Annotated in this window: 16 protein-coding genes and 5 pseudogenes; all 21 read right to left on the bottom strand. The window is 44.4% G+C overall.

Annotated elements, in window-relative coordinates; genetic code table 11:
- Window positions 1-30: 30 nt before the first annotated feature.
- The 21 genes and pseudogenes from E7745_RS05665 to E7745_RS05555 all read right to left on the bottom strand — a co-directional run bounded on the left by E7745_RS05665 (window position 31) and on the right by E7745_RS05555 (window position 21,814).
- Window positions 31-1,788 (bottom strand): relaxase/mobilization nuclease domain-containing protein, encoded by a 1,758-nt coding sequence (locus E7745_RS05665; protein WP_124076263.1) that lies wholly within the window; start codon window positions 1,786-1,788, stop codon window positions 31-33.
- Window positions 1,785-2,165 carry a hypothetical protein gene (locus tag E7745_RS05660; RefSeq protein WP_107035600.1) on the bottom strand — a complete coding sequence of 127 codons (381 nt, stop codon included), beginning with the start codon at window positions 2,163-2,165 and terminating at the stop codon, window positions 1,785-1,787. The genes E7745_RS05665 and E7745_RS05660 overlap by 4 nt, the downstream gene beginning before the upstream one ends.
- A 560-nt stretch (window positions 2,166-2,725) precedes the next feature.
- A complete protein-coding gene (locus tag E7745_RS05655) occupies window positions 2,726-4,138 on the bottom strand; it encodes a DUF3987 domain-containing protein (RefSeq protein ID WP_124076265.1) in 1,413 nt (470 codons plus the stop codon).
- Window positions 4,139-4,143: 5 nt separating this feature from the next.
- A complete protein-coding gene (locus E7745_RS05650; protein WP_024988675.1) occupies window positions 4,144-4,458 on the bottom strand; it encodes a helix-turn-helix domain-containing protein in 315 nt (104 codons plus the stop codon).
- 181 nt (window positions 4,459-4,639) lie between these two features.
- Window positions 4,640-5,599 carry a DUF6043 family protein gene (locus E7745_RS05645; RefSeq protein WP_124076267.1) on the bottom strand — a complete coding sequence of 320 codons (960 nt, stop codon included), beginning with the start codon at window positions 5,597-5,599 and terminating at the stop codon, window positions 4,640-4,642.
- 502 nt (window positions 5,600-6,101) lie between these two features.
- On the bottom strand, window positions 6,102-7,241 hold the full coding sequence (locus tag E7745_RS05640; protein ID WP_065538229.1) for a DNA alkylation repair protein: 1,140 nt from the start codon (window positions 7,239-7,241) through the stop codon (window positions 6,102-6,104).
- Between the two features lie 414 nt (window positions 7,242-7,655).
- A pseudogene (locus E7745_RS05625) lies at window positions 7,656-8,195 on the bottom strand (mobilization protein); the annotation flags it as partial.
- Window positions 8,196-8,200: 5 nt separating this feature from the next.
- On the bottom strand, window positions 8,201-9,184 hold the full coding sequence (locus E7745_RS05620) for an IS30 family transposase (RefSeq protein ID WP_136408456.1): 984 nt from the start codon (window positions 9,182-9,184) through the stop codon (window positions 8,201-8,203).
- Between the two features lie 197 nt (window positions 9,185-9,381).
- Window positions 9,382-9,747: pseudogene (locus E7745_RS05615) on the bottom strand (mobilization protein); the annotation flags it as partial.
- Between the two features lie 87 nt (window positions 9,748-9,834).
- Window positions 9,835-11,058: an IS4 family transposase gene (locus tag E7745_RS05610; protein ID WP_068960910.1), complete on the bottom strand. Its 1,224-nt coding sequence runs from the start codon at window positions 11,056-11,058 to the stop codon at window positions 9,835-9,837.
- 113 nt (window positions 11,059-11,171) lie between these two features.
- A pseudogene (locus tag E7745_RS05605) lies at window positions 11,172-11,693 on the bottom strand (mobilization protein); the annotation flags it as partial.
- A gap of 210 nt (window positions 11,694-11,903) precedes the next feature.
- Window positions 11,904-12,371, bottom strand: a pseudogene (locus E7745_RS05600) (toprim domain-containing protein); the annotation flags it as partial.
- Between the two features lie 111 nt (window positions 12,372-12,482).
- Complete coding sequence (locus E7745_RS05595) at window positions 12,483-13,529, bottom strand: tyrosine-type recombinase/integrase (RefSeq protein WP_068960001.1); 1,047 nt, start codon at window positions 13,527-13,529, stop codon at window positions 12,483-12,485.
- The gene (locus E7745_RS05590; protein WP_202413023.1) at window positions 13,513-14,325 is read right to left on the bottom strand and encodes a tyrosine-type recombinase/integrase; all 813 of its coding nucleotides are present in this window, start codon (window positions 14,323-14,325) and stop codon (window positions 13,513-13,515) included. The genes E7745_RS05595 and E7745_RS05590 overlap by 17 nt, the downstream gene beginning before the upstream one ends.
- Before the next feature lie 154 nt (window positions 14,326-14,479).
- Window positions 14,480-15,688, bottom strand: coding sequence for a tyrosine-type recombinase/integrase (locus E7745_RS05585; RefSeq protein ID WP_123400575.1), 1,209 nt, complete (start codon window positions 15,686-15,688; stop codon window positions 14,480-14,482).
- 102 nt (window positions 15,689-15,790) lie between these two features.
- Window positions 15,791-16,303, bottom strand: a pseudogene (locus tag E7745_RS05580) (DNA primase); the annotation flags it as partial.
- A 212-nt stretch (window positions 16,304-16,515) separates the two neighbouring features.
- Window positions 16,516-17,592, bottom strand: a complete 1,077-nt coding sequence (locus E7745_RS05575) for an AAA family ATPase (protein ID WP_123615854.1) — start codon at window positions 17,590-17,592, stop codon at window positions 16,516-16,518.
- A gap of 14 nt (window positions 17,593-17,606) precedes the next feature.
- Window positions 17,607-17,915, bottom strand: coding sequence for a DUF3853 family protein (locus E7745_RS05570; protein ID WP_124076004.1), 309 nt, complete (start codon window positions 17,913-17,915; stop codon window positions 17,607-17,609).
- 223 nt (window positions 17,916-18,138) lie between these two features.
- Window positions 18,139-19,164, bottom strand: a complete 1,026-nt coding sequence (locus E7745_RS05565; protein WP_124076003.1) for a hypothetical protein — start codon at window positions 19,162-19,164, stop codon at window positions 18,139-18,141.
- A gap of 11 nt (window positions 19,165-19,175) precedes the next feature.
- Entirely contained in the window at window positions 19,176-20,465 is a 1,290-nt protein-coding gene (locus E7745_RS05560) for a YhcG family protein (RefSeq protein ID WP_124076002.1), read from the bottom strand.
- 65 nt (window positions 20,466-20,530) lie between these two features.
- Window positions 20,531-21,814: a site-specific integrase gene (locus E7745_RS05555; RefSeq protein WP_124076001.1), complete on the bottom strand. Its 1,284-nt coding sequence runs from the start codon at window positions 21,812-21,814 to the stop codon at window positions 20,531-20,533.
- Window positions 21,815-22,004: the final 190 nt, after the last annotated feature.

Below are 22,004 nucleotides of genomic sequence, written 5' to 3'. Positions count from 1 at the left end.
CATCTATAAATGTTGCTTATAAGCAAAAATCTAAATTGATAGGCTTGTGCCGGACTGACGGTTGTCGATGTCATCGTAGCGGGAACGGTTGCCGACTTCGTGCTCGCGCTTGTAGCCGGATGAGCCGGAACTGACATTGAGGGAAGATAGTGCGTTGGCAAGATTGAATGTGAACACTTGCGAGATTTCCGGGGAGTAGTCCTGCGGACGGGAAGGGAGGATACGGACTCCGGCTTTGGATTGGGTATTCTGTTTTATCCTGTCTTTAACCGCCTCGGCATCCTTTCGAGTAAGATGCAGCATGGCTATTGACATCAGGAAGTCTTGTCTTGCTTGTTCATCGGCATGTAGAGAGCGGAACTTGGCTCCCTCCTCCGGAGTTAATTCAATCAAAGGCATATAGCCGTCTGTCAGTGCCAGGCGGAGGCAGTAGTTGCCGTTTCTATGTTTGACAACGGCCATGCCTTTTATTCTCTCTTGATGGTTGTGTATCGGATAGCGCATGAGATATTCGGTCAGTATCTCCTCGGAGAATATCGTGGCAGCTATTGTCAGGCCTACATCTTCGCGCTCGTCGTCTTTCACGCCGTTATACCATGCGTACTGTCTCGGAGAGATTGGTTTGCGGTACGTCGAGCCGTCTTTGACATTGATGAGCATATAGTTCCCTCTGCTGTCTTTGCCCACCTCGACAGTGAACAGGTCGCGGTACACGTCAAGCGGCGATGGTTTCCTCTGTGGTTTGATGGCGAAATCAATAAGCTCCGACAGTTTCATCACCTTGCTGCCGTCGAAGGCTATCTTTTCGGCATGGTCGATTATACTGTAGCCTCTCACCCTGCCGTCCTTGTCCTTCTGGAAACTGATGTCTATACCAAACTTTGTCTTGAGAACATCAATGAGAGTCTGTATGCGCTGGCAGTTCTCCTCGCTCAACGGTTTGCCGTGGTTGTCAAGTATTTTGCGGATGTCGGTATTCAGTTTTGCTTTTACTGGCTTTCGCTTCTTACCTTTTGACACTTTGACATTATCGACATTTTGACATTTTCCCTCGGCTATCTCGCCCTTGTATTTCCGGATTATAGCGCGAAGCTGCGTAGCGCGGTCTTTGCGCTTCGGGCTGTTTTTGGTGATTCGATTGAGGATGTCATCGATGGCGATATTCCCGGCGTCGCCTCCACACTTGAACAGACGGTAGCCGTCGAGCGATTTCTCTATCTTGTAACCATGAGTCTTGACGATATTGGCAAACTGCCCCTCCGTTTCGTAGTCGTAGCCGAGAATTCGGTCAATATCTTTCTTGATGTCAGGAGAGAGTATGCGATTTGCGCACTCGTTAAGCCTGCGCCTGTCCTGATGGTCAGAAATGGCATAACCGTTAGGCTTCATTCTCGTCGAGAGAATATGCACATGGTTATTACCGGTATCGTGGTGGGCGTAAACAAAATACGGCTGACGGGCATAACCCATGCCCTCCATAAGCTCACGCGAGAAGTCGGTGAGTTCTTCAGGCGACATGGTGCGTCCTTTCACAGATGCTGACACATGGAACTGGAAACGAGTCGTCTTTGTGTTGCCGTAAGTCTTAGAGTTTTCCTTCAGATACCTTTCGACTTCAGCCGAGGCATCAAGGCCGAAGCGGTGCAGCGTCTCGACATTGTGACGCAACGCTTCGCTGACATTCTCCATCGCCATGAGGGATGCCACACCATCGGCAATCTTCTTCTCGTTATATCGAGCGCCGGGGAAACCGCCGCCGGACACATCGTTGAGTTTCTTGACTATCATTTACCTGTGATTATTATGTTATAGAGGTATGTCAGCATCTGTCGGATTTTATCTGTACCCTCGCAAAACTGACCGAAGGGAAGAAGATCTGCCGCCCGCAACGAGTAAGGATTCATTTTCTGCTGCTCGTTGATGTGCTTCGCAACCTGATTGGTGTTGGTGCCGGTTCTTTCGATGAGCTTGATAGCGGACTTGATCAAAGCAATCATACGGGGATTGTCTCGGTCAGCCATCGGCTGCTCTTCATATTTGAGTGTGGCACAACGTACAAACGCACTCAGATTACCGTCGGTGTATCGGTCGGCTCTTGACTGCATTTCTGCGTGGGTCTGCGCATCGACACGTATTTTTATAGTGATGGATTTTTTATCCGGCATAGAGATTAACTTTTTAAGATATTATGGTTTGATAGATTGGTTGATTGAATATCTGATACAATGAAGACTATATGACTTGGAATCCTGATTGCTTGATGATTTGATGAACTGATACCTTGATGATATAATATCTGGTTGTCTCGATTGTCTGATTATCCAATGCTCCATTACCCGATGACTTATTGTCCAATGGCTCATTATCATATTATCCAATGTATCGATTATCCAATGTGACGATGACCGATTAACCGAAGTATCACGGTTCATGATAAATGTGTTGCTTGATAATATATCAACCGCAGATTTTCAGTTTTTCATCATTCATTTTTCAGTCTATCATCGTTCACGGACAATGTATCATTAGATAAAAGACTGCGAGTTTCGAGCGGGATTGACCCTCACCTCGGGGGAGGCGGGATAGCCGTTGTGGACACAAGCGGCATATCTTGCAAAGCAAGGTTTATACTCCAAATCAGGCGTGAGCAACCGGGGTATCTCAGTCAGTTCGACCTCGGTCGAAAATGTCATAATGTCAAAAGTTCATAGTGTCAGCGCATGGGTCATATTTTGCGATAGCAACCGTGTGACTTTTTCTTCACGAATCCTCGGCCTCCGTCTCTTAGGAATCTCTTGACCGAAGATTCCGAGATTCCGAGTTGCAGGGCTTCCCGGACAGCTTCTGCCGTGGTGAACGAATCCCTGAGGTTTCCGAGTAACTCGGTGAACCGGTTGTCGAGGATGCCGGGTTCAATCTCCGGTGCAATCCGGCTCTCCATGTTTCTGAAATATTCGGTGAGCTTAATGGCGAGTTCGGCGGTTCTCGGTTCAATTTCATCCATGCCCGATTCTCCACAGATGCAGTGCATAATCTGTATGACCAGGCAGAAGCGGACGAGATAAGTTTCCAGTTTGCCGCACAACGCCCTGACAGCATCCGAATCCGTTTCAGCATAGACCTTGTTATTGACCTCGTCTTTCCACTGAATTATGCGGAGCTTCGACTCTTGGGAAAACAGTAGCTCTATTGAGGTTGCTTTTCCCTCTTGGTCTGTTGAAGGAGTGACGGTTATCACCCTTCGGATAATTCGTTCCCATTCTTCAAGAACGCCGTCCGGCATGGCGGTGTCGTTCCATGACGGCATCTTGTCAATTTCGGGATAGACTTTCAGGAATCGAGATGAAAAGCCGTTCATCATTCGCTTGCCGCCGAACTGATCGCCCAGACGACTGGGCTGTGTAGTGCCAATAATAGAACAATAGGGATTGGCGAGGAAGATATGCTCGTTGTTTGACTTTCGGCTGTACTTGAAAGGCGTACCGCTGAACAGACTGAGAAAGTAGCCCTCGTCCGAACTGTTGTAGCGGTTGAAATTGGAGAGGAGGCTGTCTATCTCATCCTTGTAAATCAGCACTCCGCGCGGATTGTCGCGCAAAGCTCCGATAAGAGCCTCTACAGTGGAGTCAACCACTACATGGCATTTTCGCTTAGGCATCTTCATTTCTTCAGGGAGAGAATGTTTCTCACGCTGCTTTGCCGACATGCGTTCCCATCGGCGGTAGGTTTCCATCTCCTTGCAGTAGATCATGTCATACTCTCCGTCGAGTTTGAGAAGAGGTGCGACCGCCTGTTGCAATGGCGGAGTCTTGCCACAGCTCGGCGAGCCGACAAGCACCATGTAGATTATCGGTCGGCTTACCCATCCTGTCATGAAGCGGACTGACCAAGTATTGCCCATAGCAGCCGCGAATACTGTAAGGAATGAAGCCGAAGAGAAATCGACATTATAGTTCTCATACTCCTCAAGAGCCTCTATTATGTCGCGGATTGCTTTCGGAAATATCTCCAGAGGGAAAGAAGGAGTTTCGGTAGTTTTATCGGAATCGCTGGTAAAGGCAATGCTATCCTCCTCGATCAATCCACATCCGGCTTCCAACGGAAAGCGTGGATGGTTGTAATAGCCATTCGCTTTCATGATGCTCAGATATTGATGTTACGTTGTCCGAGGGCTTTGCGTACCTCATATTCCGGGTACATAATCTTGTTGCCGGTCTTGACAGGTTTGAGGATACCTTTATTTGCCCAGTGCCAGAGTGTGGCATCGCATACGCCAAAGAGTTCCTTTACCTCGGCTTTGGTGAGCATACGTTCTTTCTTGGCTGCCTCGACCATCGAGCCGAGTTCATCCTTTGCGCGGCGGATCAAGTCCTCCGAAAATGCTTTGAGGTCTTCGGCGTTCATCTCCACCTTGACATGGGCCCGACCCTCATTGAGCATATCTAATAAATCCTGCATTTTTGTTTCGATTGCCGACATTGTTCGACGCTTCTACTGGCGGCATAAAACAGAAACGCCACCGCTCCGAAATGGAACGATGACGCAAAAGTATAGCGTAATTTCTTGGATTAAAAAGAATTGATGGTTCGTTAAGTTCGCGAACTATAAAACGAATCAAACGAATTGAAAAGAGGTTATTTCAGTCAATGTTTTCAAGATTTTTTAGCAAAACTTCGACCTTTATCTTGTCAATCGCGAAACGATTTTCAGGCTCTTCCTTTCCATATCTCTTGCCGTGAGGCAACAAGCTTTGGAGATAATTGACATCCTTCTGGACTTGTCGCGTTCCCACGATTTTGACTTTAGGGAAAGAGGTCTTCAGAGCATCCATATAGCGCGTAACAGTCAGATTCGCCCTGATCTCATCAGTCTCAATAAGCGCAACGTATAAACGCGCCACATCAATTCCACGCACATTATACTTCAACCAATTCCCGATATAGGTTACCGTATCCTTGTCATGAGACGCAACAAGAGCTGTCAAATCCTCAATAAATTCTTCCGTTTGGGTTGGCTTGATAGGTGAAAGAGTATCTTCCTCCGTGTCATCAATCCCACTTAACGCCCATTCAGCGATATTACCACTTACCAAACTCTTTCGATAATCAAGATACTCGCTCAACTCCTCACGAGAACGCTGTTTAGTTCCGACCAGACGTTTCATCACATCTTTAAGGAACTTGGAAAGTTGCCATTTGGCTTGTTGATTATCGGTCAAGGCGATTGCGTCCTCAATATTCTCAATAACCATTTCCGATGACCGTCCATATTTCAGCCAAGCGGCAAAAGGTAATCGGTACTTCTCCCAATCCTCGTTTCCATTCGGATTAGTAAGCATCTTTTCGGTAAATCTCGATTGATGCAGAATCTCTACAAGCTCACCTACATCTACACTATCGGTATCAACCATATCCTCCAACCGCTTCTGAAATTCCGGCGAGGAGATAAATGCAGCCTGCGCCATTAGAAACACACTGAAAAGATCAGCCTCACCCATTTCCATAGCCACTTCTCCATACTCATGCGGATGACTCTCAATCCACGCCTTCAAATCCTCCTTACTCCTTTCAGTTTCAAAATTATTTCGGTTATCATTCATATTCAGAAGTGTTTAGACTGCAAAATTACAATAGCGATAAGCTATTATACGAAATGTGCAACAACAAAGTTCGCACATTTCCATTGCTAAATCGCCCTCTTTGGACACAAATCTCATCTTTTCCCACAAAATCCCACATTATCCCATCTCCATTAGACAAAAATAGTAAGAGATAGACGTAACTTATGCACATATTGTCCACGCCTTCCAATCGCACTTGAATGTGTGATGCATAAAGACTTGGCAACCTCAATAATTTTTATTAATTTTGCAAGTGGCAGGATTTAGATCCTGTCTCTCCGCAATAAACGCTGAAAATCAGCAAATTGCAAAGCAAACACCCAATTTTACACCCAAGAATGTAAAATTGGGTGTTTTTGTATTCTTTAAGATTGATAGTATGGGAAGGTAAGTGGAAAACCTCCCTTTTAACGTGCAAACCACTTGTTTTTTCTTGGATATAACGGGGAATTTACGGATTAATCTCAACTATTAAAAACTGTCATTCAACAAGTTCAAATTCACATTTTCCCGATTCACATCCATTGAATATAACAGCAATCTGATGAATGCCGGGATAAAAAGTTCTTGTCGTTATGGGGCGAAACGAATGTTTCCTATTGACTTCCGTAATGGAGTTTCCTTTGTATTCCTTCTCACTGATTTTATAGACTTTCCTCGTCATCTCTCCATTCATTTTCCGATAATAGATTCCGTATTCCAATCTTATTGTCCGTTTTTCCGTATTATAATTGTTTAGATTAAAACAAAATTCAACAGAATCACCCATTTTTATTCTTTTTGTAAGAATCTTAAAGTCACCTATGCTGATATTGTCATTCAAACTCAGTCCAAACAGGTTCAATATCTCGTGATTCCCCTGCTTAAGCAATGTTCGGCATCCATGCTTGATAACCCAATCAATATTCTCTGATTGCCCTTTCCATTTTTTAGCCAAAGCAATTACGATTTGTGGATTATCCTTTGAAATATCGTTCAGGTTATTGGCAACACTCAACCTTACAAACCTGGATGGATCGTTTTTCAGATTTTCCATAATCGGAATGATGGGAGCTGGATTTTCTTTTAATTTAGGCAATGACATCGCCCACGGCAGACGAGGTCTGCACCCTTCCGATGCAAGCCTCCTTACCCCCCAGTGCGGATGTTTTGACCAAGCCAACATCTGTTTCATCATTTCATCTTGATATTTCACAATAAAGGCATGGGTCACAAATTCGCAAGTCGTGAATTGCGTAATTCGCTCAATGGCTTTCACTGATGTCTCATAGTCCTCTATTCCATATCGCTCCACATAATGGTCCAAAATAACCCCATATTCTAATGTCAGCAAATTGAAATTTTTATCGTCTATCTTTGAAAAATCGAGCAGTCTAACTTTTACACAGTCTAATAATTTAAAGATTTTCGCAACAGCTTCTTTATACTCGGTTGGCATAAACTTGTGCAGAACAGTAGTTATGTGTGCAATCCGCTGCTTATAACCTCTGTTCTCCCATTCTTCATCCATAACTAAAGTTACAAACTTGTCTACACTCATGTTCTGGAGAACAAGAGACAAGTCGTTGACAAACCTTCCAAAGAATGGCTTATCAAACATATTTTTAAAAGATTCTGCCATTACTTTTATCTTACTACTATACCATTTTCGATGTTGATTTCAATTTCATAGTCCTTTATATCCTTGATTCCGATGCCGCTATGAGTTCTTTATCTGCTTCGATATTCTTCATCTACAAAATAATACAATGCTCCATAGCACGATGGAGCGATTTATAAATGCAGAAGCACAAACTACTGATGCAACACTCGAAGTCGAAAGTCGTAGGAAACCTTGTGTACAGATGTAGAGGTAGCAGCCCATGCTGTATGCGTGAGAACCACTATGCAATCCCAGTACACTGGTGAATTTCCTACGTTCTCGACTTACAAGAGAGCATAACGCTTCTTATTTTCTTATTTCTTGGAAAGAGTTGCCCCTATCCGAATGCAAAATTAGTTATTTTATTGATGTTTTGGATTATATAGAGCGGAATTATAGCTTGAATCCTCTATTTTTTCTTGGCTCTTCCGCTGACTGTCGTAAACTTTGCCGTAATTTATTCCACTGTTCTTTGAACCATTCGTCTATCGACTGCTTGTTTATGGTCAGTATCAGTTTGCTATCATCGGTTGGATTCTTTTCCACCTTGAAAATATCATTCTTGATGTCAAACTTCCGTCTGTGTTCTTCGGAATAAATCCTGCCATTGCACCTGATAGCCTCTTTCTTGGTCAGGAGGCTCTCTATCATTTCTTTGGTGAAGCCGATGGCAGCACACAATTTTTCCATTCTCAACATCTCCCTGAGCATCGGAAACCACTTGAAAGCCTTTTCAAGCAAGGTATTCAGCCGTGATATTTCCTTGTCTTTGGCTTCAAGTTCCTGATTGTGTATTCCTTGAAGATTGCGTATCTGCTTGCCGTGCTGTTCCTGCATACGTTGCATTTGGGCTTTCAAGTCATCAATGCCCTTGTCCCGTTTGGCAATTTCCTGACGCAATTCGTCATTGGATTGCTCCAGTTTCTTCATTTGCAGGTTCAACTGGCAAGTGCAAAATTAGCGATTTGTTTGAAGAACTCGGTTTTCGGGTTTGAAAAACCAAGTTTTTTCCGAGGCCTTAAGTTCAGTTTCTTTGCCACGTTTTTGATGTATAGGTCAGTGAAATCATTGAAATTTGACTTTTTGGGGATGTATTGACGGATGAGTTTGTTGATGTTTTCGACCGCTCCTTTCTGCCATGAGCAGTAGCTGTCGGCAAAGTAAACAGTCACATCATCAAGACCTTTGATGCGTAATCCGGCGGTTATGTCGAGGTGTGCCGCGAACTCGCTGCCGTTGTCAGTAGTGATGGTTTTAAGATATTTACGGTATGCGTACAGCATTCTCACGACAGTCTTTGACAATGGCTTGGCTCTTTTTCCGTAAGGTAGTTTCTCCATCATCACAAAGCCAGTCATGCGTTCAAGCAGCACTAGAATCGCGTGCCCGTAGGCATCAACAATAAGATCCATCTCAAAATCGCCAAAGCGTTTGCCGTCGGCCTCGGCCGGTCTGTCGTGTATGCTTGTGCGGTTTGGTATGTTGGTGGCTTTAGTGGGTTTGCGTTCGCCTTTTGGTCGTCGTCGGAAGTCGGGATGTCTGCGGTGACGGCGCAGTTCTCCGCTTTCATCAGCGTTTATAATGTTGTAAATGGTCTGTATGGATACGGAAACGCCTTCCTTGGCCAACACGCCACGAATTTGTTCTGGTGACCATTGGTGGTCAATAATCATCTGTTTTATACGCCACACCAACACGCTGTCGAGCTTCTTGTTGGATGTGGTGCGCTTTCTGCGTTCAAGGGCTTTGGCATGAGCCTTTTCCCACAGATAGTGGCCTTTGGTTGTGGAATTGCGCTTCAGTTCACGACAAAGTGTTGATTGACTGCACCCTACAATGAGGGCGATTTCTTTTCTTGGAGTTTTTCTTTGCAGTAAGGCGAAAATTTGCGACCTTTGCTGCGAGGTTAATTGTCTGTACATTAGCAATACAAAATTAGTTAATCTCAGGGAGACTTCGGTCTCCTTTTTTATTTTGTATTGCCAGTATGTTCTGCTGCTGTCCGCTCTTGGGGGCGGTTTAGGCCGCCCCCGCCGCTTGGGCATCCCCTCGCCAGAAGGAGTGAGGAGAATGAATAATTCCTAGCTCAAAGTTTTGCACTTCGATTTGGAATCTTCACCAGTTTCTTCATTTTCCCGCTGCCGAAAAGAGAACCCACTCCGCTTGCTATGACAGTGGCAGCATCGGTAGCCACGCTTTTGAGCTTGTCCGTGCGTATCTCCGATTTTACCTGTTTGAGTTCCTGTTCGGCAAGTTCCACCTGTTGTTCTTTATGCCGCTTTGCAGCATCTATGCGTTGCAGTTCGGCTTTCTGTTTTTCAATGATGAAGTCATTGCGTTCCAGATGTTCTTTGCCAGTAACATTTTTTGATTGCCCACGTTCCATCATTAGAATGTCTGATGCCAAAGTCTGCATTGCTGCCATATCCTCGTCATTGAGTTTGCGGCTCTTTCCTGTATCGTGGTTCATCCAGTCAAAAACAATTATTACTGTCCGCTAAACCATAAAAAGGCGAGTCCAACTTCCTGAACGGCAGAAGTTGGGCTTACTTTTTGTATTTGACAAGCCCCCTCAGCAGTTTTCAGGAACTTCGGGAGGCGATTCCGATGCTTCGGCGAGCATGATTTTCAGGTCTGCATCGGGCTGATTGAGGAACTTTTCGAGATTCAGGTAATACATCAGCACAATTCTGACGATTGTAGCAAGCCCTGAGAAGCTCCAACGTCTTTCGAGTTTGCTTTGAAGTACTGACAGCAGCAGATTTGCGATGAGTGTAACCCATATCTGGATTTTGATGGCGTTGGCGCTCTCGCCATAGAAGTATCTCAAGGGGAAGTTCTGTTTGATCTGCTTGAAAAGAGACTCTATCTGCCATCGGCGGCGGTATATCGCCACGATTGTCTCTGGCGGCATGTCGAAGTCGTTGGTCAGAAGCGATATGAGTTTTGGCTTCCCGTTCTTCTTGATGTCAACGTATGTAATTATTCTGGCGATGTGGTTTATACCGTCTTTACGGAACACCACGACCTGTTCACGGTATTCCATCAGTCCCTGCGGATTCTGATGCATACAGTCTACAAGTACCTCATAACTGAGGTTTTTCTTCATTTTGGTGACATATACAACGCCACGGTCCGTCAGTTCCTCAAATTTGGCATAATTGATATAGGCGCGGTCAAGAGCGACTATCTCGTTGTGGCTGTAATGGCTCGGAGCAAGCATGAAAGAGTCATTGGTGGCCGCCGAAGTGAACTGCACATCGCAGGGAACCCCCTCGTTGGCGTGTATGACAGAGTGTACCTTTATGCCGCCTTTCTTCTTTCCCGTCTTGGGGTGTCGACCAACGCCCTTGAAAATAGCGTTGGAGAACAATGTGATTGTAGTGGAATCGATAATCCTAAGCTGCTTTATCCACTCTTCCGTGCCGTTGCGTCTGCTGTCCGATGAAAGAATGTCTTTGTTGGCTGCATACAGGTCGCGATAGACATCCTCAAAGAACTTCTCTGACCGTCGGGCATTTGCATCCGACAGGGTGCTGCGCTTTGGTACAGTATCAATTCCGACATGGTGCAGTTTGCGAACCTCCGCTGTCATAGATGTCTCTATCTCACGCAATGAGTCGAAGCGCTGGATCACGGCATAGAGCATCGTAAGCAGATGCGTATAGCCGTCAAAGCTCTTTACATACTTCTCTCCGCCGTGTTTTCGGCTGAATTCAACAATTTTTTCACGATTGAGTGATTTTATCAGCTGTCCATATATCGGCTGTCCGAAGAAATTACTACTTTTACTCATGGTTATTCATGGATTGTTTGGCGACACCAAAATAACCATTTAGGGCTGACTCCTGCAATAGGTGTCAGCCCTAATTTTTCAATCGCTCAAAAAAAGTTTAGCGGACAGTAATAAAAAACAATATGGGCATGATAATTCGGCTTGAACCATTTTCCACCCACTTGGAAACTCTCCTTGTCTTCTGTGTCAGGTTTTCCACCCAGCCAATGCCCCTCATCCTTATGCAGGAATATTTGGAGTGGCGTGATGCCCCAGCGTCTTTGGCACTCTTCGCCAAATTCACGCACATCAGCCAGTGTGGTTTCCGGTCTGATGAGCAGTACACCCTCACGAATGGGGGAACATCCTGCCACCTTGATTATTTTACCATTTTTTCCTTTGCGTTCCCGCTCTTTTTCCTGCATGGCACGTCCTGTCTTTTCCTTGACCATCCGTTTGATATTGTCGTAGTGCGTTTGCAGTTCGGGAGTGCCGAAGTTCGGGTTTATCCATTGTTCGTTGTCGGCAGAAAGTTCGGACACAACATAGATTTTGGACATCCCGATGTTTCGTATATACTCGGCAGTCCTTCGGTTATGCGCCTCACTCGATGCGATGTTGCAAGGCTTTATGTGTATGCTTGATTTTGTTGCCATAGCTTCTTTTTTTTGTTTACATTAGATTACTTTGTCCGCTTCCGTAACGGGGTTCTTAGGGGTAACCCATAAGCGGAGATTGCAAAGAGAGGGTCACTCTTTGCTCGGGGTTCTCAGGGGTGAAACGCCCTGAGTGGGTCATTAGGGCAAAGTCCTAATCCCCTCGGGAGAGCCCACAACTACGAAAGCGGAGCGTGTAGTTATAGTGGGCTATAACCGAAAGCCGTTCTTCTTTTTCGGTGGCTGGGTGTGCGTCTCTTTTACGGATTGGATTTGCCCTTTTCTTTCAGCCTGTTTCTGTAGGTATTCGTTCAAGTCCTTGCATTCGCTGTAGGTCTGCGAAGCGTCACGGATGTATAAATCCCTGCCGTATTCCATACGAATTTGCCGGAGTGCTTCCATCCCTGCACAGTCATTGTCAAAGAAACAATGGATGCGCTCGTAGCTACCCAAAGGATAGAGGGTCTTGCTCACATTCGATACGGAGTTCAATACAATGTAGTCCTGTCCGTCCAACTCCGGATAATTCGGGCAGCTCTCCTGTCTCAATGTCAGAAAGGAGAGGTAGTCCATGAATCCCTCGAACACATAACACGTTTCCCTTGTTTTCTCTGGCTGTTTGATGTGGGAAATTTCCTTAGGGGCAATACAGCCCTTGAAATAGCGGTTGCGAAGTTTATCCAAACGTTTGGATAAGTTGCGTTATCCAAACAAGAATAAAATCCAAACCTCTTCCGTAAAACCTATATTGTGTAGTCAGTTCTATATATAGGTTTGGATTTTATTTTCTCATTTTATGACACGGAGACCGCAGAGTTCAGCAAAAGATTGAGGAGCCTTCTTCCATTTTTTAGGTATTTCTCTGTCTTTTTCGTTCTCAATTGTGGCAAGAGCCTTTTCTTCCTGCTCGGTTGTAATATCAAGATAAACCATAGTAGTTTTGACATCAGCATGTCCAAGGAGAAAAGATATCTGTACGATATTCATGCCATCTTCAAGCCAATGAGAGGCTTTCGCATGTCTTATTTGATGGGCGTGCAGGTTCAATGGGACTTCCGGGCATTCTCCATTAGCTACTGCCGCATATTTATGAAGTCGTTTTGCAATAGCAGGTTGAGTCATCTTGGTGCTAGTCCCTTTTATCCGTGAATAAAATACATAGGAATCCGGATCTAGTTGCGTTGGATGGAACTCCACTATATATTTTTCAAGATGCGCCACAACTTTTGGAAGCAGATAGAGGGTTCTGACCTTATTCCCCTTTCCTATTATCGTAGCGTATGGCTTGGAGGCATGAAGATGAAGATGTTGTATCTTCATAGACAGCACCTCGTCTATTCGTGCGGCAGTGCCATACATCAATATGAGAAACACGAGATCACGGCGTCCAGTTGAAGTATTCGTATCAGGTGCATTCAACAATGCTTTCACCGCATTCTTACTCAATCCCTCGACTTTCTTACGGACTGACCTCTGTCTTGGTATTTGAGCAGACTCGCAGGCCAGATATGTCAGGCTGACATCTTTCTCGGATAGGTATTTGATAAATGCCCTGATGGATGCAAGGCGGTTGTTGCACGTTTCGGAAGAGTTTTTTCTGTCATTCTTCAGCCAAAGTATCCATTCTTCTATGACCTGACGTTCAAGAAGCTTGAAAGAGAAAGTCCTGGCATCAAGACCTTTTACCTGAGTTATAAAATGTAGGAACAGAGACAGTGCGTCATGATGGTTCTTCACTGTATGGGCGCTGCTTGATTGGACGGTTGGCACATAGACAGTCAACCAGTCATTGATATGGCGCGAGAATGCAACGGCCTCTTTATTCGGTTTCTTCATGGTTGACATCGGTTAAATCAGGGACAATGTTATCGAAGGATTCTTGTGTCCTCTCTTCTATAATATCGGAGAGTCCGGGCACGAGGGAGTAGTAATAGGCAGTGCTCTCTATCACACTGTGCCCCATGCTCTTGGACAGATATAACAACTTTGAGTTAAAATCCATGCCGCGGTTAATCCAGTTGTTTATATTGGTTGTGGCATAATGATGTCTCAGCGCGTAGGGAACAGCATGACATGGACTTACATTTTTCCAGATTTTCCGAAAATTGTCAGATACCCATGAATTATCATGAAAAGAGTTATTTCTTGCGGGAAAGAAATAAGTCCGTTCAGGGAATATGTCAGCTATCGCCTTGTCGTATTCCCGCATAAGCTGAAGCATACTATCGTGTAGGACGACAAAGTGCTGGTCATATCCCTTAGATAGCCTGATATTGAGTACTCCAGTTTCAAGGTCGACATCCTCACATCTGAGCAGACGAGCCTCCGTAGTTCGCACTCCAGAACTGTATAGTAGTCTGAAGAATACCGGTATAGATATATTGCGGATTCTGTTTTGTTTGGTCAAAGGGCCGGACAGAGTGTCGCATCCATTGAAAAATCTTCGTAGTTCATCTTCTGAAAAAGCATGAGGGACGTATGTCGAACGCATCTTTTTGGGAAGCTTCGGTGGATTTACGTTGGTCAACCCTCTTGATTTGAGATATTTTACGAAAGCTATTATCGGATAGGCCCTTGTCTGGCACGATTTTCCACTTTCAGTATCCCGTTTGGCGCACCATCCATCAACCATTTGTTGAGTCAGAATGCTTTCGCCCGGATATCGGTGGTGGCAATATCGATCGAACAGACGCATGCAGACTTCATAAGAGGTGACATTCCAGTGTTCAGAAGCGACTCTGAAAGCGATAAACCGCTTTATCAACGGAGCTATCCCCGAAACAAATTCAGTCATGGAATACCTCCTTTCTTACTGGGAACTGCTCTATGCTGAGAGCGCATTCTTTCAGATGGAGAAAATCCGCGCTCAGATATGGGTTCAACGAGGAAGGTGATGAATGGCCCAATACGGACGATACCACGGGCAGAGGAACACCCTCGTTCAGGAGAGATGTGGCGACATGATGCCGGAATATGTGGAAACCTTTGCGACTTCCCTTGTTCTGCCTTATGCCTGCGACTTTCATGATTCTTGCGGCAATATTATAGGTGTTGTCTAAGCGCAAGTGCAGAGGATACTGACTAACAAAGATTTCCTCGGTGCTGCAGGTTGGACGTTCATGGCAGATATAATCGTATATTGCATTGCCGACAATGGGACGTAAAGGTAGTTTCAGTGGGACACCGGTTTTCTCTTGATTGACAAGTATCACATCATTCTCCCAGTCTATATCAGTTAGTCTCAGGCCTAGAATGTCGCAGCCTCTCAACCCTGTGAATAAGGCAATAAGACCGATAGCCTTATCCCGCAAGCACAGATCAGAGTCCCGAGCTGTCAGAACTTTCTTTACACTGGCAATTTCTTCTGCTTTGAGATACTCGATGTTACGACGCTTGCTTCTTGTCATGGGAAGCAATGAGATGAAGTGTTCGCAAACGCCATCCTCAAAGAATGGAGCACAGCACCTGACCACCACTCTGATAACTTTCCTGTAACCACAGCAGTGTCCTGAAAAAGCTGTCTGAATGTGATTCTCACAAGCCTCGCTAAATGTGAAAACACCTTGTGTCTGCAACTCACAGAAGAAGTTCGTGGCGAGGCTTGCCTCACGCTTGATTGTCGTGGCCTTCTTTCCTGACTTTGGCTCTTCACGGCGATAGATGTCTATTGCGCGTTGAAACTCTTTCGAGAGTGTGTCATACTTCTTTTCCCCGCCGCGAGGTGTATTGCCATGGCCCGGTAGAATACCGGTTCTATCGAAATGTTCGATGGTAGCGAAGAGCCTACGCCAATGGTGAAGTGGACGGTGATTTGGATCCGCATCTACTTTGGATCGATAGATGTCTTCATAAGAGATGCCGGGATGAACACTCCGAAGACGTAACGCATAATTAATCGCCAGCCGGAAAAGGTCAATGGTGTACTTTGAGTACCCATTGTCATGAAAGTGTCCAAGCAGAATTGATGCTTTGGATTTTAAATCCTGTTCTTTCATATGAATGAATATTGATTACTGAAATTAATATAATAAAAATCAAAACAACATGATAGAATATTCACTGGATTCCAGTTGATTATATATGATAGTTTGGATTTTATACTTGTTTGGATAACGAATCTCATAGCCGCCCGATACATTAGGAAAGGCGATGGCGAAATACCGCTTGCTGTTATGGGTGAAATGAGCTTCTCTGCATTCTCTTTTCGCCAGTCCCGTATTTATTCCCCTTTCCTGCAAATATGAGAGCAGGGCAGGAGAAGAAAGCGGTACAATCTCCAGTTGCTGAAAACGTGGCTCGGAAGATGACTGCTTGCCAAAAGAGAAAGAATCAGGACGGATATGTGGTGTCTGTTCTGCTATGCGTTCCAATATATAAGGTATATGGTCGGTAGCATATAAGTGTGAAGCCAGTTCGATGATGCCGCCGCCTTTGCCGAGTGCAAAATCATACCATTGGTTGCGCTCGGTATTTACCTTGAACGAGGCTTCCGTTTCTTCCCTTAGCGGTGATTTATACCATAGGTTGATACCCTGTTGTTTGACGGGAGAATATCCCAAACTGTGCAGATAATCCGCTATCCTGATTTGCTTGGCTGTCTGTATATCCATAAGATAATTGTTTGAGTAGTTAATGAATTGATTTATTTTTCTTTTCGCCCGTACCATTTTAAGAAGTACGGTCTGTATAACCACTTCACTAAATTGTCGTATATATAGAGTACGGTAATAAAGTGAAGCGGTTTATCCATTCCTTGCATCACTTCGCTTTATCCTTAATATATAGACCCACAGAATAAAGTGAAGCGATTGCAGGTAACGGGCTAATAGTGGAAGTCGGGCATGAATGTGTATTTTCTGCCGTTCTCCTGCACTATCATCCGTTTGTTGCGAAGCATGGTGATGAGCGGCACCGCCTTTTGATGGTTCAGCTTTACACCTATTGACGTATAGCTTTTGATTAAGGCATCTTCCAGTTCCTTGTAACCGTATTCCTCTTTCAGCCCGAAAACGGCTTCCAATGCGATACGGTGCTGCTGCTCGGTAATATGCCTGTAAGGGTCGAACTTTTCTTCCTCGGGTCTTCCCGGTTTCCTGCTTTCTGTTTTGTAACCCTCTATGAGTTCGGGCAAGGCACTGTCGTTGATGCGAAAGGCAAAAGGCTCGAAATCCATTGCCCGGATGTGCATGGCTGAAACATTGCTTATATCTCCGTTGCTTTTGTCTTTTTCCACCAGCAATACGGTTTCCGCCTTATTGTTCAACTCCGTGCCGATATGCCCTCTCGCATTCTCATCCCCTTTGTTCTGGTGCAGTATCGTATGGATATGTATCTGCCTGTCGTCCGTCCACTGCATCAGTTTGGATATGATGCGTGTGGATTCGCCGGGGCTGTTGATGTCATATACCATGTCACGGATGCCGTCTATGATTACAAGACCAATGTCGGGCGTATTATAGATAGCCTGTTCGACAATCCTGATACGCTGTTCAGGTGTGTATTTTCTCAAGGCGAGAAACTCAAGGTTCTCATTATCCCTGTCATCAGGCAAGTCAGCCATCCGTAAAATGCGTTTCATGACTTTCAGGCAATGATAAGGACTTTGCTCCGTATCAACATAAAGCACTTTCCGCTTCCCGTCGGAGAGTTCCGCTACATACCGCAACACTGTGCCATTCTTCAATGCGGCGGCTACAATAGCCGAAACATTGAATGTCTTTTTACTTTTGGCTTTGCCGATGGATGCGCTGAAATTGCCCAATGTCCCAATGACAGAACCATGCACTTTGAGGATTTCGGGTGCTTTCTCATAACTTTTCGACAGGCTCAAACGTGAGGCTTGCCAAAGGATTACGGCTTCTTCTGCCGATATGTCCTTAAACTCTTTCATGTAGTCCATAGCCATTCCTCCCGTTATTTCCGTCCTCCGGTTTTCTTTCCTGCCAGTTCAAGGGCAAGTTCCGCATCCACGATAATCTTGCGCCCTATTTGCGTAATGGCTTTGTCTATCTTTCCGCTTTTCTTTATGCGGTGGGCGGTGGGCAGGCTGCACCCGAACAGTTTGGCTATGCCCAGTATTCCGTACACATATTTTCTTTCTGTGTCCGTAACGGGTCGTGGTTGCGTTTCCGTTTGACCGGAAGCGTGCTTGCTCAGGAATATGAACTCTTCGCCTGTCATCTGCCAGACGGGTTTTAATAATAACTCTTGAAGATTTGTCATCGTTCAATCTATTTAGCCGTTAAACAATCAGCCCTGCGCACTGGCTGTTATCTCTGTTCTCGAACGATGCAAAATTAGATAGGGGAGTGAGTGGAAAGGATGTGGTTGGTATAAATGGAATGTTTTATTATTTCTCTGAATATCAGATAATAAAAATACCACTCAAAAATTAATTTGAGTGGTAAAAGTGGTAATTTCGTAAAATATCAGGGTGTATCACGGATTATCGGAATATTGCGTCCATTTCTTTGGCGAACTTCTGGTTACTGTCACTTGGAAAATCCGACACCGGTTCCTTGTACTTTGACTTGTAGTAGTTCTCGTCAATATCCAGTTGTTTCAGCATTTCGTTTTTCCATTTATCCCTGTCTTGTTTGGGCAGTCTTTCACTCATCAGGAATATCAGGTAACACACCCGTATTTTTTCTCGTGCCTTGATTTTTAATTCCTTTTTACAGGAGGATAGGTTCATGTTGGCATAGAAGTCCTGCGTTGCAATATCTTCAAACTGTTCCCCCACACAGACTTTATGAATAAGCGAAAGTAATTCTGCATCGAAATATTCGGATTGCTCCTTTGGCGCATCCTGCTGTTTCTCTTGCTTGCTCGGTTCATCCGGCTTGTCTTTTTCTACGGGAATATATTTTGCCAATATTTCCATAAAATGGAAACTCAGTTTATAAATATCTCCGCAACAGTTCTCAATATATTGGAGAGATTCCTTTCTTGCCTGCCTTTCCAATTCATAAAGCCTGTCCAGTTCTTCTTTTTCCTTCTCATATTCAGCCTTGCAGCGTTCATACTCCTTTTCGGCTTGCTTTTCTTCTGCTGCCGTATGTACCCTGTAGCCAATGGAATCATACCTGTTGTATGCTTCATTCAAAGGCTTGCTTAATTTTTGTGTAACCTCCAATTGTGCCTTTATATCAGCGTCATATCTGTCGGCAAAGTTGTAGCACACACGAGAAATTATCTCATCATCAAACAATGGATGTTTTTCATAAATGAGTATGTTTTTCTCTATCTCGGTTCTCAGGCTGTTGAGAATCAGAGTATATTTTTCTTTCTGTTTGTCAAGCACCAGTTCAAGGATGGCGGCTTCAAAAGCTTTTGTGTCATTGTATTGCTTATAGAAATCCGTGATGAATTTCTGCTTGTCAAAAGAGAAAGTATGGCTGACTATAAAGTCGCTGTATATCCGGTTGAGTTCGCCGTATTGGGGAATCATAATCTGTATTTCTCCTGCCATATACGCTTGGTTTATGGATTCTTATCTTTATCAAGAAGGGAAGTCAGTTCTTCCTCCACTTCTTCTATACTTGGCAGAGCCGATTTTAAGTTTTCAGGTATAGCCTTGCTCAGTTGGTAATCGCTGATGCCTATCGGCTGGTCGTAGCCTGTCAATGCGTATTGCGCTACAACTTCGTCTTTCCCCTTGCACAGCAACAACCCGATAGTCTTGTTGTCATTCTCTCCCCTCAGTTTGTCATCCACCACATTGATGTAGAAGTTCAGTTGCCCCGCATACTCCGGTTTGAATGGGGTCGCTTTCAATTCCACTACGATGTATGCGTGCAGGGGGATGGAATACAGAATCAAGTCTGCATAGAAATCGCTGTTACCAATTTGAAAGTGTTTTTGTCGGGCAACAAAGGCAAAGCCATTGCCCATTTCCAGCAAGTAACGGGTGACGTGCTTAACCAATTGTTCTTCTATGTCCCTTTCGTCCGCCTTTTCCTTCGTTCCAGCCAAATCAAAGATGTACGGGTCTTTCAACAGGTAATTGGCAAGGTCGCTTTGCGGTGCAGGAAGCGTGGCTGTGAAATTGTTTACCTTGTTGTTGCTGATTTGTCTGCTATATAAGTTGGTCTCAATTTGTATTTTAAGAACATTACTGCTCCAGCCCATTTCCACGGACTGTTTCATGTACCAATATCCTATGCCTAACGGTAACGAGCCATCAAGTATAACCATTTGGCTTGCCCAGTTTATTCTGGCGACAGGGGAGTTCAAGAAAATTTTTTCTATCTCCCTAATTCCCATTCTGTAAATGGCAGAAACGGTTTTCTCTACGTCCTGAATTTGCGCAGGAGTTTCCTGCGTAAATTCTAAAGACTGATAATCAACGGATTGTATTTGCGCAGTAAGTTCCTGCGCAAATTGCTTGTCGTTCAGTTTTAATACTTCATTTGTTACATTCTGTATGTTTGGAACAGACAGTCTTGCATCCGTATCAATGAAATTCTGCAATGCTCTCAATGGATATGTTCTTGCAAACTGACACATATAGGTAAGGTTGCGTTCTGAATAGCCTTTCTTTTCAGGGAAATTCAGCCGGATAGCCTTTGCCAACTGTTTGATGGTTTTGCTTCCCCATCCGTGCAGTTGCTGATGATAGAGAATATAGTTGCCCATTTTCCAGTAATGGAACAACATTTGCGCATTGGCAGCGGTAATCAGCCGTACTTGCGCCTGTTGTATTTCCGAACCGACAGCATTTATAAATGCATCAAAATTCGTCTTTTCTATGTTATGTCCGTTGTTGCTCATCTTATGATATTTTCAGAATACAAATATACTTCAATGGTGGTAATCTATGAAACTAATTGATACTTTTATAGTTGATTAAACTTGTTCATGGCGTTTGCTCTGATGTCATCCGCTATATCAATGTAGGGCTTCATGGCTTTGTAATCACTGTGTCCAGTCCATTTCATAACCACCGGCGCCGGAATTCCGAGTGCCAACGCATTACAGATGAAAGTCTTTCTTCCGGCATGGGTACTTAACAATGCGTATTTGGGTGTGACTTCATCTATGCGCTCATTTCCCTTGTAGTAGGTTTCCCGTACAGGCTCGTTGATTTCCGCCAGTTCACCCAGTTCTTTCAGATAATCGTTCATCTTCTGATTACTGATGACGGGCAATGCCATGTGGTTCTCGAAATGAACATCCTTGTATTTTTCAAGAATGGCTTTGCTGTGGTCGTTCAGTTCGATTATCAGGCTGTCCGCAGTCTTGACTGTGGTGACTTCAATGTGGTCGGGCTTAATATCACTTCTTTTCAAGTTACGGACATCCGAATATCGTAAGCTCGTGAAGCAACAGAACAGAAAGACATCCCTGACACGTTCCAAATACTGCTTGTCATGCGGTATTTGATAATCTTTCAGCTTGTTCAGTTCATCCCATGTCAGGAATATTACCTTTTTAGGGATTGTTTTCAATTTGGGCTTGAATGCGTCGTATGCAATGTTCTGATGATGCCCTTTTTTGAAGCTCCAACGCAGGAACCATTTGAGAAACCCCATCTGTTTGCCAATAGTGCTGTTTCTCATGTCCTTTTTATCACGCAAGAAATTAACATACTCGTTCAGCCCGAACTCGTTGAAGTATTCAAAGGTTACATCTTCCTTGAATTCTTTGAGGTGATTTCTTACCGCTGCAAATTTCTCATAGGTGGATGTCGTCCAATTATTCTGGTTGCCACACTCTTTTACAAACTCATCAAACACTTCCCCAAAACTAATCTGTACTTCTTCCTGTTGTTCTTCACTGCTGTCTTTCATCCGCAGATTGAATGCATCCTTTAGCTGCTGGGTGGTAGGTATGGTTTCCTGCACCTCAAACTCCTTGAACACGTTTTGCATTTCGGCATAGTATTTCAGCAAGTCTGCATTGATTTCGGATGCGCTTTGTTTCAGCTTGTTGGTGCATCCGTTCTTTACCCGTTGTTTGTCGGCATCCCATTTGGCTACGTCAATCCGGTAGCCTGTTGTAAACTCGATGCGTTGGCTTGCGTATATGACACGCATACGGATAGGCACGTTCTCTACGATTGGCACACCGTTCTTCTTCCGGCTCTCCAATGCAAAAATGATGTTACGTTTGATATTCATAATTGGGTGCGTTTGAAATTCTACACCCAAATATACACCCAAAAATTGAAATAGCAAAAGGCATTTAGAAAGATTTAGATTTACTCTTCATTGTAGATAATATATGATTATCAGTGATTTGCAATTTTATGATATTTTCTGAAAGCGTAGGTTCTGGAGCCTGCCGAGACATTTTGGATAATAAGAAGCG

Origin of the sequence: Duncaniella sp. C9, from assembly GCF_004803935.1 — a bacterium.
GTDB lineage: Bacteria > Bacteroidota > Bacteroidia > Bacteroidales > Muribaculaceae > Duncaniella > Duncaniella muris.
The sequence above is the reverse complement of the archived record's forward strand: the minus strand, read 5'-3'. Positions and strand labels throughout refer to the sequence as shown.